Raw genomic sequence first — 12,809 nt, forward strand, 5'->3', positions numbered from 1 at the left:
GCCCCCGGCCGTACGCTGGAGGCGGCCGACGCATCGCAGAGGAGGAAGCCGTGACCCAGGAGCAGCCGCAGACCCGGACGCCCGAGACCGCGGAACCCGCGGAGACCGCGCACGGGGCGACCGCGGAAGGCGCCGAGGGCGCGGAGGGCGCCGAGGAGAAGCCCGTCAAGCAGCGCAAGAACGGCCTGTACGGCGCCCTCTCGGACGAGCTCGCCGAGAACATGAAGTCCGGCTGGGCCGACACCGAACGCCACGACCTCCGGCCCGTCCCCCAGGCCCCCTACGCCGCCGAGCGCCGCGCCGCGCTCTCCGCGCGCTTCCCCGGCGAACGCCTCGTCGTCCCCGCCGGCAACCTCAAGGTCCGGGCCAACGACACCGAATACCCCTTCCGGCCCTCCTCCGACTACGCCTACCTCACCGGCGACCAGACCGAGGACGGCGTGCTCGTCCTGGAGCCCGTCACGACCGGCGACGGCACACCCGGCCACGAGGCGACCGCGTACCTGCTGCCGCGCTCCGACCGCACCAACGGCGAGTTCTGGCTCTCCGGGCAGGGCGAACTGTGGGTCGGCCGGCGCAACAGCCTCACCGAGAACGAGAAGCTGCTCGGCCTCCCCGTCAAGGACGTCCGCACCCTGGCCGAGCACCTGGCGGAGGCCACCGGCCCCGTACGGCTGCTCCGCGGCTACGACGACGCCGTCGACAAGGCGCTCGACGACAAGGTGACCGGCGAGCGGGACGAGGAGTTCCGCGTCTTCCTCTCCGAGATGCGGCTCGTCAAGGACGATTTCGAGATCGCGGAGCTGGAGTACGCGTGCGAGTCGACCGCCCGCGGCTTCGAGGACGTCGTGAAGATCCTCGACCGGGCCGAGGCCACCAGCGAGCGCTACATCGAGGGCACGTTCTTCCTCCGCGCCCGCGTCGAGGGCAACGACGTCGGCTACAGCTCCATCTGCGCCTCCGGCCCGCACGCCACCACGCTGCACTGGGTGCGCAACGACGGCGCCGTCCGCTCCGGCGACCTGCTGCTGCTCGACGCCGGCGTCGAGACCCGCAACCTCTACACCGCCGACGTCACCCGCACCCTCCCCATCGACGGGACGTACACGCCGCTGCAGCGGCGGATCTACGACGCCGTGTACGAGGCGCAGGAGGCGGGCATCGCCGCCGTCCGGCCGGGCGCGGCGTACCGCGACTTCCACGACGCGTCGCAGCGGGTGCTGGCGGCGAAGCTCATCGAGTGGGGGCTGCTGCAGGTCGAGGACGTGGACAAGGTGCTGGAGCTGGGGCTGCAGCGGCGCTGGACGCTGCACGGCACGGGGCACATGCTCGGCATCGACGTCCACGACTGCGCCGCGGCCCGCACCGAGGAGTACGTGGGCGGCACGCTGCGGCCGGGGATGTGCCTGACGGTGGAGCCGGGGCTGTACTTCCAGCTGGACGACCTGACGGTGCCGGAGGAGTACCGGGGCATCGGCGTGCGGATCGAGGACGACATCCTGGTGACGGAGGACGGCTGCCGGAACCTGTCGGACCACCTGCCGCGGCAGGCCGACGAGGTCGAGGCGTGGATGGCCCGGCTGCGCGCCTGACCCGCCGGGGGTGACGGAGCACCGGCCGGCGCGTACGGGCGGACACCGGCCGGTGCACTGGAGAAGACGCAGACGGGGCGCGGCAGGGTTGCACGAATTCCGCGGCCCGACTCGACTGCCTGACGGCTGACAGACTTCAAAGTCTGTCAGCCGTCAGCCGTCAGTCGTTAGTCGTCAGTCGTCATCTGTCGATACGCTCAGCGGCAGCCGTACGGTGAACAGCGCCCCTCCGCCCGGCGCCTCGCCCACGCCGATCGACCCCCCGTGGCGTACGACCACGTCCCGGACGATCGCCAGGCCCAGGCCCGCGCCGCCCTCGTCGCGGCTGCGCGCGTCGTCGAGGCGGACGAACCGTTCGAAGATCCGCTCCCGGTCCGCCGGCGGCACTCCCTCACCGTCGTCCGCGACCTCCAGCACCGCCCACGCACCCTCGCGGCGCACGCTGACGCCGACGCGGCCGGCGGCATGCCGTACCGCGTTGTTCAGCAGGTTGCCGAGGACGCGCTCCAGTTGGCTGCGGGAGCCGGCCACCGTCGCGTCCGCCAGTTCCCCGGCCACGATCGCCGCCCCGCCTCCCGGACCCCCGGCACCACCGGCGCCGTCCGGGCCCTCCGCGTTGCGGCGTTCGACATCCTCCCGCACCAGCGCGCCCAGCGCGACCGGCTTGCCCAAAGGCTCCTCCCCGGCGTCCAGCCGGGCCAGCAGCAGCAGGTCGGCGGCGAGGTGCTGGAGCCGTACGGTGTCCTCCACCGCGCCGTCCAGGTCGAGGAGTTCGGGGTGGGCGGCGGCGACCTCCAGTTGGGTGCGGAGCGAGGCGATCGGGCTGCGGAGTTCGTGCGAGGCGTCGGCGACGAAGCGGCGCTGGCGCTCGACGGACTCCTCCAGCGCGGTCAGCGTCTCGTTGGTGGTGCGGGCCAGCCGGGCGACCTCGTCGTGGGTGGCGGGCTCCGGCACCCGTCGGGACAGGTCCGTGGAGGCGGTGATCGCCGCCATCTCGCCGCGGATGCCCTCGACCGGGCGCAGCGCGCGCCGCGTGACCAGCCAGGTCACGCCCGCCACGACGGCGAGCAGCGGCACCAGCCCGGCGAGCATGGCACGGCCGACGGAGCCGACGGCGTTCTGCTCGGTGTCGAGGGGGACGCCGGCCCAGACGGTGGAGGTCTTGCCGTCGGGGGAGGTGACCTTGAGGCCTGCGAAGCGGTAGTCGGCGCGTTCGCCGTCGAGTACGGCCGTGCCGGTGTGGTGTTCGGGTTCGTCCTCGACCTCGCCGCGGCGCGGCGCCGGCTCGTCGTCGCCGGACTCGTCGTCCGAGTAGTCCGTGTCGTCCGTGTCGTCCGTGTCGTCCGTGTCGTCCGATGCGGAGTCGTCGGCGGAGTCGTCGGAGTTCGAGTCGTCGGAGTTCGAGTCGTCGGCGGCGTCGTCCGCCGCGTCCTCGGCGTCGTCGTCCGCGTCGTCGTCGCGGTCCCCGCCGTTGTCGTCCCCCGAGTCGCCCGGGTCCCCCGTACGGCTCGGTGCCGGTGTCGGCGCCGGGCTCTCCGTGCGGGTGTCCGGCGCCGGTTCCGTGGGGCCGTCGCCGGCGCCGACGATGGTGCCGAGGTCCTCGCTGCCGCGCACGATCCGGTCCCTGTCGTCCCGTACGACCGTGGGGTTGTCCTCGGGGAGGTCGAGATCGTCGAGCGGGACGCCGTTGCTCAGTTCCGTCGCGACGCGGCGCGCGTTGACCTCGGCCTGCAACTCGGCCTGGTCGTGCAGGTTGGAGCGGAGCACGAGCAGGACGGCGACGCCCGCGGCGACGAGCGCCAGCGCGACGACGGCCGTGGCACCGACCGCGGCCTTGGCGCGTACGGAGGAGAACGGGCTACGCACGGGCGCTGCCGCCGGGGGCGTCCGGGTCGGCGAGGCGGTAGCCGGCGCCGCGCACGGTCTGGATGGTGCGGGCGCCGAGTTTGCGGCGCAGGGCGCTGACGTAGACCTCGACGATGTTGGGGTCGCCGTCGTACGCGAAGTCCCAGGCGTGGTCGAGGATCTCGGACTTGGCGACGACCTCGCCGGCGCGCTGCGCCAGGACTTCCAGCACCGCGAACTCCTTCATCGTCAGCGTCACCTCGCTCTCTCCGACGTGGACCCGGCGCGCGGCGGGGTCGACGGCGAGGGCGCCGACGCGCAGGACGGGGGCGGCGGTGCGGCCGCGGCGGCGCAGGAGGGCGCGTACGCGGGCGAGGAGGACGACGTAGCTGAAGGGCTTGGTGAGGTAGTCGTCGGCGCCGGTGTCGAGGCCCTCGGCCTCGTCGTATTCGCCGTCCTTGGCGGTGAGCATGAGGATCGGGGTCTCGTCGCCGGCGGCGCGGAGGGCGGCGCAGACGCGGTAGCCGTTCAGGCCGGGGAGCATGATGTCGAGGACGATGAGGTCGTAGTCGGTCTCGGTGGCCCGGTGCAGACCTTCGACGCCGTCGTGGACGACGTCCACGGCGAAGCCCTCGGCGGCGAGCCCGCGGGCGAGGGAGGTGGCGAGGCGTCGTTCGTCCTCGACGATCAGCAGTCGCATGCCCCCAAGGGTCGCAAACCGAACCTGAAGAACCCTTCAGGTGCCTTCAGGGTGCCTTCAGGGTCGCTCAGGCAGCTTGGTCTCTGTCAGCGCACAGCGGCAGGAGCCGTCGACAGCAGGAGGACCCTCATGAAGCGCAACATCGTCATCGCCGCCGTCGCGTCGGCCGCTCTGATCACCGGGGGCACGGTGACCGCGGTCGCGGCCTCGAACGGCGACAGCGGGGCGGACGCCGCCTCGGTGCCGGCGGACGTGCAGGTGGGCGACGACGACCGCGACGACGACGGCAAGGACGACCGGGACGATGACGGCCGGGACGACGACGGCCGGGACGACGACGGCCGGGACGACGACGGCCGGGACGACGACCGCACCGAGGCGGAGGCGCTCGCCGCGGCGAAGGTGAGCGTCGACGACGCGATCGCGGCGGCGCTGCAGGAGCACGCCGGGACGGTGGACTCGGCCGAGTTCGACGCCGCGGACGACGACGGCAGGAGCGGGGCCGCCAAGTGGGAGATCGACGTCCTCGGCGAGGACGGCAAGTGGTACGAGGTGAACGTCGACGCCGCCAGCGGTGACATCGTCGCCGACCGCGGGGACGACGACGGTCAGTCGGACGACGATGACGACAGCGACGACGACAAGGACGACGACGACAGCGACGACGACTTCGGTGACGACGACTCCGACGACTCGGACGACTGAGTCACCGGCTGATCCGCCGCCCCCCTCACCTCCCCCGGCCTCCGTCCCCGTCCCCACCCCCTGATCCATCCCCCCCGGCCCCCGGCGGGTGCCGCCCCGTGATACTCCCCAGTTCACACGGAGGCGCCCCGCCGGGGGCTTTCCCCTGTGCGCGTATGCGCCCTCCGTACCGCGCTCCGCGCATGACGAAGGCCGGCCCCGGAGCCCCGTGCCCCCGGTGCCGGCCCCGCCCCGCCACCCGGCTATTCCTTGCCGGTGGCGCGTCCGTACTGCAGCAGCGCCCAGCCCACGCTGGCGAAGGAGAGCACGGTGACGACGGAGCGGACGTTGTTCCAGCGCACCCACCTGTCCTCCACCCGCTCGCGCAGCCCTGCCAGGTCCTTGATCTGGTCGACGGCGCCGGCGGCGTCGAGTTCGTTGTTCATCGGCACGTTGATCGCGAAGGTGATGGCCAGCATGGCCACGTACAGGGCGAGCGCGGCGATCAGCCACGGCAGCGGCTTCGACCTCTGGTCGCCGTCGGCGCCGAGGAGCAGTCCGCCGGCCAGGAGGAGGAAGACGAGGGCGCCGCCGAAGGTGAGGGCGAACCAGCCGTTCATCATGGCCCGGTTCATCTGCTGGAAGCTCTCGACGAAGGTGCGGTCGGACACGCGGGCGAGGCCGGGCATCACGGAGTACGACCAGACGGAGAAGAGGCCGGCGCTCAGTCCCGTGGTGAGGACGGCCGCGAACAGTGCCGCCGTGCGGAAGTCAGACATTCCAGGCCCCTCTGCCGGCGGCTTCGCGCACGAAGTCGGTGAAGTCGCGGGGCGCTCGCCCCAGGGCTTGGCGGACGCCGTCGGTCAGGTGGGCGTTGCGGCCGTCGAGTATGCGGGTGAACAGCTCGGCGAAGATCTCGACGAGCTCCGGCGGCAGGTGCCCTGCGACCACCTCGCGGAACTGCTCGGGGGTGACGGGCACGTAGCGCACGTCGCGGCCTGTGGCCTTGCCGATCTCGGCGGCGGCCTCGCCGAACGTGATCAGCCGGGGGCCGCTCAGTTCGTACGTGGTCCCACTGTGCCCGTCTTCGGTGAGGGCCGCGACCACGACGTCGGCGATGTCGCGGGTGTCGATGAACGGCTCGGGGATGTCGGCGGCGGGGAGGACGAGTTCGCCGGAGAGGACGGGTTCGAGGAGGAAGTCCTCGTCGAAGTTCTGCATGAACCAGGCGCAGCGGACGACGGTCCACTGGGCGCCGGACTCCTTGACGGCGTCCTCGCTGGGGTGGCATTCGGGTTCGCCGCGGCCGGAGAGGAGGACGAGGCGCTGCACGCCGGCGCGTACGGCCGTCTCGGTGAAGGCGCGGACGGCGGGGGCGGCGGCGGGGTCGGCGAGGTCGGGGGCGTAGGTGAGGTAGGCGGTGCGGATGCCGTGGAGGGCGGGTGTCCAGGTGGCGGTGTCGTGCCAGTCGAAGGGGGTGTCGCTGCGGCGGGAGACGGCGCGCACGGCGTGGCCGCGGGCGGCCAGTGTCCGGGCGACGTGGCGGCCCGTCTTGCCGGTGCCGCCGATGATGAGGTGGACGTTCTGCTCGGTGGTGGTGCCGGTGTGGGTCATAGGAACAGTGAAGCCGTGGCGGGCTGGACGCTCCATGGTTCAAAGGCTCGTTCGCATACGTGAGCGTCTACGCTGGGGGGGGTATGGATTCGATCGCCGGACTCCTCGACAGCCCGCACGCGCGCGGCGCGTTCATGATGCGCGCGATCCTGGAGCCGCCGTGGGCGGTGCGGATCATGGACCGGGCGCCCTTGTGCCTCGTGGCGCAGGCGCGGGGTACGGCGTGGGTGACGTACGACGACGCGGAGCCGGTGCGGGTGGGGGAGGGCGAGATCGCGATCATGCGCGGCCCGGATCCGTATGTCTTCTCCGACGATCCGGCGACCGAGCCGCAGGCGCTGATCCACCGGGGCGGGCGGTGCGAGACGCCGGACGGGCAGAGCCTCGCCGGAGAGATGGATCTCGGGGTACGGACCTGGGGGCACAGCGGCGACGGTTCGGCGATGATGCTCATCGGCTCGTACGAGAACACCGGCGAGATCGGTGCCCGGCTGCTGGACGCGCTGCCGCGGCTGGTGGTGCTGCGCCGGGACACGTGGGACTGCCCGCTGCTGCCGCTGCTGGCGGAGGAGATCGCGCGGGACGACCCGGCGCAGGAGGTGGTGCTGGACCGGCTGCTGGATCTGCTGGTGGTGGCGGCGCTGCGGGCGTGGTTCGCGCGGCCGGAGGCGCGGGCGCCGGGGTGGTACCGGGCGCAGGGGGATCCGGTGGTGGGCCGGGCGCTGAAGCTGCTGCACCATAATCCGGCGCATCCGTGGACGGTGGCGGAGCTGGCGGTGCGGGCGGGGGTGTCGCGGGCGGCGCTGGCGCGGCGGTTCGCGGAGTTGGTGGGGGAGCCGCCGATGACGTATCTGACGGGGTGGCGGCTGGCGTTGGCGGCGGATCTGCTGCGGGAGCCGGACGCGACGGTGGGTGCGGTGGCGCGGCGGGTGGGGTACGGGAGTCCGTTTGCGCTGAGCACGGCGTTCAAGCGGGTGCACGGGGTGAGCCCGCAGGAGCACCGGTTGGCGGCGGCGGGGGCGTAGGGGCGGGGCCCGGGGCGTGCGGGGCGCGCCCCCCGGTCCGTACCCCCGGGCCCGCCCGGAGGCCCGGGGCGTACGGGACCGCCGTCCGGCCGTGCCTGATGAGCAGGGGCGCGTGCCGCGTGCGACTGTCGGAACATGACCGTCCGCACGGCTTCCCGGCGCCTCCACTGGTCGGTCGTCGTGCCGCCGGTCGCCGCCGTGATGCTCGCCATCACCTGGGGGCGCTCGCTCTCCGGTGTCCTGACGGGCGTCGTCTCCTTCTTCCTCATCACCGCGGTGCTCGCCGCCGTGCATCACGCGGAGGTGGTCGCGGAGCGGATCGGGCAGCCGTACGGGGCGCTGGTGCTGGCGGTGGCGGTGACGGTCATCGAGGTGGCGCTGATCGTCACGATGATGGTCGACGGGGGCGAGAAGTCGAGCGCGCTGGCCCGTGACACCGTCTTCGCCGCGGTGATGATCACGTGCAACGGCATCGTCGGCATCAGTCTGCTGCTGGTCGCGCTGCGTCGCGGGGAGGCGTTCTTCAGCGCGGAGGGCACGGGGACGCAGCTCGCGACGGTGACGACGCTGGCGGGGCTGAGTCTGGTGCTGCCGACGTTCACGACGAGCGAGCCGGGACCGGTGTTCGCGACGGCGCAGTTGGCGTTCGCAGCGCTGGCGTCGATCGCGCTGTACGGAATGTTCGTGGCGACGCAGACGGTGCGGCACCGGGAGGAGTTCTTGCCGGTGACGCCGGGCGGCGAGGTGATCGACGACCTGGAGGACCCGGCGCACCGGCCGTCGAAGCGGACGGCGTGGTTCGGTCTCGGGCTGCTCCTGCTGGCGCTGGTGTGTGTGGTGGGGCTGGCCAAGGGGGTGTCGCCGGCGATCGAGGACGGGCTGGAGGCGGCGGAGCTGCCGCGCTCGGCGGTGGGTGCGGCGATCGCGCTGCTGGTGCTGCTGCCGGAGTCGATCGCGGCGGTGCGGGAGGCGGGCCGGGATCGGGTGCAGACGAGCCTGAACCTGGCGTACGGGTCGGCGATCGCGAGTATCGGGCTGACGATCCCGACGGTGGCGATCGCGTCGATCTGGCTGGCGGGGCCGCTGAAGCTGGGGCTGGGGAGCAGCCAGTTGGTGCTGCTGACGATGACGGTGGTGGTGGGGACGCTGACGGTGACGCGCGGGCGGGCGACGCTCCAGCAGGGCGGGGTGCATCTGGCGTTGTTCGCGGCGTATCTGGTGCTGGCGGTGATGCCGTGAGGAGGGTGCGGACTCGTTCGGGTGTCTCCGCGGTGCGGGGGCGGGGGGTGTCGCGGAGGCTGGGGGCATGCGTCTGGACGACGGGGCCGGCCCGGGTGGCAGCGGGGCGGCCGACGGCAGGGTGCCCGCGGGCGGCGGGGGGAGCGGTGAGGAGAGTTTCCGGGGTCAGGTGAAGGACGCGGTGACGCCGCGTTCCGCGCTGCTGGTGCTGGGGGTGCTGGCGCTGGGGGTGCTGTTCATCACCTCGTACGCGGGTGCGTTCCACTCGCCGAAGCCGAAGGACGTCCCGGTCGGGGTCCTCGCCCCGGCGCAGACGCGGGGGGAGCTGATCGACGGGCTGAACGGGCTGCCGGGCTCGCCGCTGTCGGCGCGGGCGGTGGCGTCGCGGGACGCCGCGGTGGGGCGGATCCGGGACCGCGCGCTGGACGGCGCGCTGGTCGTCGACGCGCGGGGGTCGACGGATCTGCTGCTGGTCGCGAGCGGCGGCGGGCCGTCGCTGTCGGACGCGGTACGGCAGGTCGTGACGGAGGCGGAGCGGACGCGGGGCCGGAACGTACGGACGGTGGACGTGGCTCCGGCGGACCGGGAGGACGCGCGGGGGTTGTCGTCGTTCTACCTGGTGGTGGGGTGGTGCGTCGGCGGGTATCTGTGCGCGGCGATCCTCGCGGTCAGCTACGGGGCGCGTCCGGCGGATCCGCGGCGGGCGGTGATCCGGCTGGCGGTGCTGGTGCTGTACGCGATCGCGCTGGGGGTGCTGGGTGCGGTGGTGATCGGGCCGGTGCTGGGGGCGCTGCCGGGCGGCGTGCCGGCTCTTGCGGCGCTCGGGGCACTGGTGGTGTGTGCGGCGGGGGCGACGACGTTCGCGTTCCAGGGGATGCTGGGCGTCCTCGGGATCGGGATGACGGTGCTGGTGATCGTCATCGCGGGCAACCCGAGCGCGGGCGGGGCGTATCCGTATCCGCTGCTGCCGCCGTTCTGGCGGGAGATCGGGCCGGCGCTGATCCCGGGCGCGGGGACGTGGACGGTGCGGTCGATCGCGTACTTCGACGGGCGGGCGATGACGGGGCCGCTGCTGGTGCTCTCGGCGTGGGCGGTGGGCGGGGCGGTGCTGACGCTGCTGTTCGCCCGGGTCCGCGCGTCGGACGCCCAGCGCCCGGTCTGACGGACTTCGCGGACCTCCCGGACCTCGGGGCCGTCCCGGCCCTCACCGGACCTCTCCCGCACTCCCGCCCCAGGGTAGGCCGCTCCACCGACAACGATCCGTCTCCGCCCGCGACACCTCTCGACAACGTGCCGGGCGCGGTCGTCTCCCTCATGGACCGCACCGGCGCCCGCGGCTCAGTGGTGGAAGCCCGGCCGGTGCGGCGCCGGTGTCCCGGCCCCGTCCTTCAGCCGCTCCAGCGCCTGCCGTACGTCCGCCGCCAGCAGCTCGATCTTGTCGTGGCTGATGCCGTGCCTGATCAGCACCCGCTGGATGACCGTCTCCTGCCGCCGCGGCGGCAGCGGGTACGCGGGCACCTGCCAGCCGCGCAGCCGCAGTTGCTCCGTCACGTCGTACAGCGTGAAGCCCGCGCCCGCCGGGTCCTTCAGCGTCCAGGACACCGCCGGCAGCGCGCCGCGCCCGTCGTACAGCAGGGTGAACGGGCCCATGCCGGCGATCTGCTCGCCCAGCCACTCGGCGCTGCCGGCCGCCGCGCGGTAGATGCGGCGGTAGCCCGCGCGGCCCAGCCGCAACAGGTTGTAGTACTGCGCGACGACCTCGCCGCCGGGCCGGGAGAAGTTGAGCGCGAATGTCGGCATGTCGCCGCCGAGGTAGCTGACGCGGAAGATCAGGTCCTCGGGCAGCAGGTCGGCGGAGCGCCAGATCGCCCAGCCGACGCCCAGCGGCGCCATGCCGTACTTGTGGCCGGAGGAGTTGATGGACGCCACCCGCGGCACGCGGAAGTCCCACTCCAGCTCGGGGCGGAGGAAGGGGGCGACGAAGCCGCCGCTGGCGGCGTCCACGTGCACGGGCACGTCCAGGCCCGTGTCGGACTGGATCGCGTCGAGTTCGGCGGCGATCTCTTTGACGGGCTCGTAGTCGCAGGTGTACGTGACGCCGAGGATGGCGACGACGCCGATGGTGTTCTCGTCGACGTACTCGCGCAACTGGTGCGGGCGCAGCCCGGTGGCGTCCGGCTCCAGCGGCGCCTGGCGCAGCTCGACGTCGAAGTAGCGGGCGAACTTCTCCCAGCACACCTGCACCGGCCCGCACACCAGGTTCGGCCGGTCGGCCGGCTTGCCCTCGGCCTCGCGGCGCCGGCGCCAGCGCCACTTGAGCGCCAGGCCGCCGAGCATCGCGGCCTCGCTGGAGCCGGTGGTGGAGCAGCCCATGGTGGTCTCGCCGTGCGGGGAGTGCCACAGGTCGGCGAGGATGTGCACGCAGCGGTTCTCGATGTCCGCGGTCTGCGGGTACTCGTCCTTGTCGATCATGTTCTTGCCGAGGCACTCGTCCATGAGACCGTGCACCTCGGCCTCGGCCCAGGTGGTGCAGAACGTCGCGAGGTTCTGTGCGGCGTTGCCGTCGAGGGCCAGCTCGTCGCGGATGAGGGCGTTGACGGCGCGCGGGTCGGCGACCTCCTCGGGCATGACGTACTTGGGCAGCGCGTGCTCGCTGATGGGCATCGCGTAGACGTCGTCGTACGGTCCGGCGACGCCGCGGTCGGTCTGGTGCAGGGCCACGGTGCGGCTCCTCTCGCCTCGGCGCACCTATCGTGGGCACCGGGAGCGGCGGGGCACGGACCGACACGCCGCCCGCGCGGGGCGGGTACGGGGCCGGGTGCGGGCCCGGTCAGTCCGTACGCACCTCGGGCAGTCCGGCGAGGGCCGCGAGCGGGAACGCGGGCACGTGGTGCCCGTCGCGGCCGGTCATCGGCTCGGCGGCGGTCAGCACGTTGAGCACGGCCTCCTCGACGGCTTCGACGACGGCCGTGTGGAAGGGGTCGACACGGCCCCAGGGTATGAAGCGCAGCGTCTCGTACGGAGCGTCGTCACCGGCGCCGCCGGCGTCCCCGTCCGCGGCGGGGCGCGGCGGGAACGTACTGGTGAGGGCGCCGGCGTTGGCGGTGGAGAAGGCGAGGAAGAGGTCGCCGGAGAAGTGGCTGCCGGTGGTGCCCGTACGGGCCAGGCCCAGCGGCACCCGCCGGGCGAGGGCCTTGCACTGGCCGGGCAGCAGCGGCGCGTCGGTCGCGATGACGACGATGACGGACCCGGCGCCGGGCGGCACGGGCCGCTCGGGGTCCGCGGGGCTCGCGGAGCGTACGGCATCCACCGGCTCCGCGGGCCTGTCACGGCTCCCGTACGAACCGTCCGCCGGCCCGGCACCGGCAGCCGGCCGACCGCCCGCGCCCGTAGCGGCCACGCCGCCGCCCCCGCGTGCCGCCTCCGCCGGCTCGCGCCCCAGCGGCGTCCCCGCCACCGTCAGCTCCCGCCGGGCCCCGAAGTTGGCCTGCACGAAGACCCCGACCGTGTACTGCTCGGCCCCGTACCGCACCACGCGCGACGCCGTCCCCGAGCCGCCCTTGTACCCGTAGCACCGCATCCCCGTGCCGCCCCCGACGCCGCCCTCCGCGACCGGCCCGGCCGCCGCCGCGTCGATCGCCGCGCCCGCGTGCGCGGGGGTGACGTGGGCTCCGTGGATGTCGTGCAGGTACCCGTCCCACGTCTCGGTGACCACCGGCAGCAGCCACTCCGGCGCCATGTCCCTGCGGTGCGCGCGCACCCACTCGACCACGCCGCGGTGCACCGGCCCGACCGCGTACGTGTTGGTGAGGAGCACCGGCACCGCCAGCGCGCCGCTCTCCTCCAGCCACGCCGTGCCGGTCATCTCGCCGTTGCCGTTGAGCGAGTGCCACCCCGCCGCGCACGGCGTGCCGACGCCGTCGCGGCCGCGCGGCAGCAGCGCCGTGACCCCGGTCCGTACGTCGTCGCCCTCGATCAGCGTCACGTACCCGACCTGGACGCCGGGCACGTCCGTGATCGCGTTCCACGCCCCCGGCTCACCGGTCAGCGGAATGCCGAAGTCCCGTGCCCGCCCGCGCTCTTCGCTCATGCGCTCCAGTCTCACATCGG

11 protein-coding genes are annotated in these 12,809 nt (G+C 73.5%); 5 read left to right on the top strand and 6 right to left on the bottom strand.

From position 1 onward, the window contains the following. The first annotated feature begins 50 nt into the window (after positions 1-50). Positions 51-1,592: an aminopeptidase P family protein gene (locus ABGA99_RS30485; protein WP_347579632.1), complete on the top strand. Its 1,542-nt coding sequence runs from the start codon at positions 51-53 to the stop codon at positions 1,590-1,592. 174 nt (positions 1,593-1,766) lie between these two features. Here the strand turns inward: ABGA99_RS30485 and ABGA99_RS30490 are convergent, their stop codons facing one another. Beyond that, positions 1,767-3,458 carry a HAMP domain-containing sensor histidine kinase gene (locus ABGA99_RS30490; protein ID WP_347583871.1) on the bottom strand — a complete coding sequence of 564 codons (1,692 nt, stop codon included), beginning with the start codon at positions 3,456-3,458 and terminating at the stop codon, positions 1,767-1,769. Next, the gene (locus tag ABGA99_RS30495) at positions 3,451-4,137 is read right to left on the bottom strand and encodes a response regulator transcription factor (protein WP_347579634.1); all 687 of its coding nucleotides are present in this window, start codon (positions 4,135-4,137) and stop codon (positions 3,451-3,453) included. Before ABGA99_RS30495 ends, ABGA99_RS30490 begins: the two co-directional genes overlap by 8 nt. 129 nt (positions 4,138-4,266) lie before the next feature. On the opposite strand from ABGA99_RS30495, the gene ABGA99_RS30500 reads away from it, so the two are divergent. After that, on the top strand, positions 4,267-4,842 hold the full coding sequence (locus ABGA99_RS30500) for a PepSY domain-containing protein (RefSeq protein ID WP_347579635.1): 576 nt from the start codon (positions 4,267-4,269) through the stop codon (positions 4,840-4,842). 242 nt (positions 4,843-5,084) lie between these two features. On the opposite strand, the gene ABGA99_RS30505 is transcribed toward ABGA99_RS30500, so the two are convergent. Further along, entirely contained in the window at positions 5,085-5,600 is a 516-nt protein-coding gene (locus ABGA99_RS30505; RefSeq protein ID WP_347579636.1) for a DUF1772 domain-containing protein, read from the bottom strand. Beyond that, on the bottom strand, positions 5,593-6,435 hold the full coding sequence (locus ABGA99_RS30510) for an NAD(P)H-binding protein (protein WP_347579637.1): 843 nt from the start codon (positions 6,433-6,435) through the stop codon (positions 5,593-5,595). The genes ABGA99_RS30505 and ABGA99_RS30510 overlap by 8 nt, the downstream gene beginning before the upstream one ends. Positions 6,436-6,518: 83 nt before the next feature. On the opposite strand from ABGA99_RS30510, the gene ABGA99_RS30515 reads away from it, so the two are divergent. The 3 genes from ABGA99_RS30515 to ABGA99_RS30525 all read left to right on the top strand — a co-directional run bounded on the left by ABGA99_RS30515 (position 6,519) and on the right by ABGA99_RS30525 (position 9,861). Next, entirely contained in the window at positions 6,519-7,460 is a 942-nt protein-coding gene (locus ABGA99_RS30515; RefSeq protein ID WP_347579638.1) for an AraC family transcriptional regulator, read from the top strand. A 135-nt stretch (positions 7,461-7,595) separates the two neighbouring features. Further along, the gene (locus ABGA99_RS30520) at positions 7,596-8,699 is read left to right on the top strand and encodes an ionic transporter y4hA (protein ID WP_347579639.1); all 1,104 of its coding nucleotides are present in this window, start codon (positions 7,596-7,598) and stop codon (positions 8,697-8,699) included. A gap of 67 nt (positions 8,700-8,766) precedes the next feature. Then, on the top strand, positions 8,767-9,861 hold the full coding sequence (locus tag ABGA99_RS30525; RefSeq protein ID WP_347583872.1) for a DUF3533 domain-containing protein: 1,095 nt from the start codon (positions 8,767-8,769) through the stop codon (positions 9,859-9,861). A gap of 176 nt (positions 9,862-10,037) precedes the next feature. Here the strand turns inward: ABGA99_RS30525 and ABGA99_RS30530 are convergent, their stop codons facing one another. Beyond that, entirely contained in the window at positions 10,038-11,363 is a 1,326-nt protein-coding gene (locus ABGA99_RS30530; protein WP_347583903.1) for a glutamate decarboxylase, read from the bottom strand. 166 nt (positions 11,364-11,529) lie between these two features. Beyond that, a complete protein-coding gene (locus ABGA99_RS30535) occupies positions 11,530-12,789 on the bottom strand; it encodes a P1 family peptidase (RefSeq protein WP_347583873.1) in 1,260 nt (419 codons plus the stop codon). Positions 12,790-12,809 lie beyond the last annotated feature (20 nt).

The organism is Streptomyces sp. B5E4 (assembly GCF_039871555.1).
Lineage (GTDB): Bacteria > Actinomycetota > Actinomycetes > Streptomycetales > Streptomycetaceae > Streptomyces.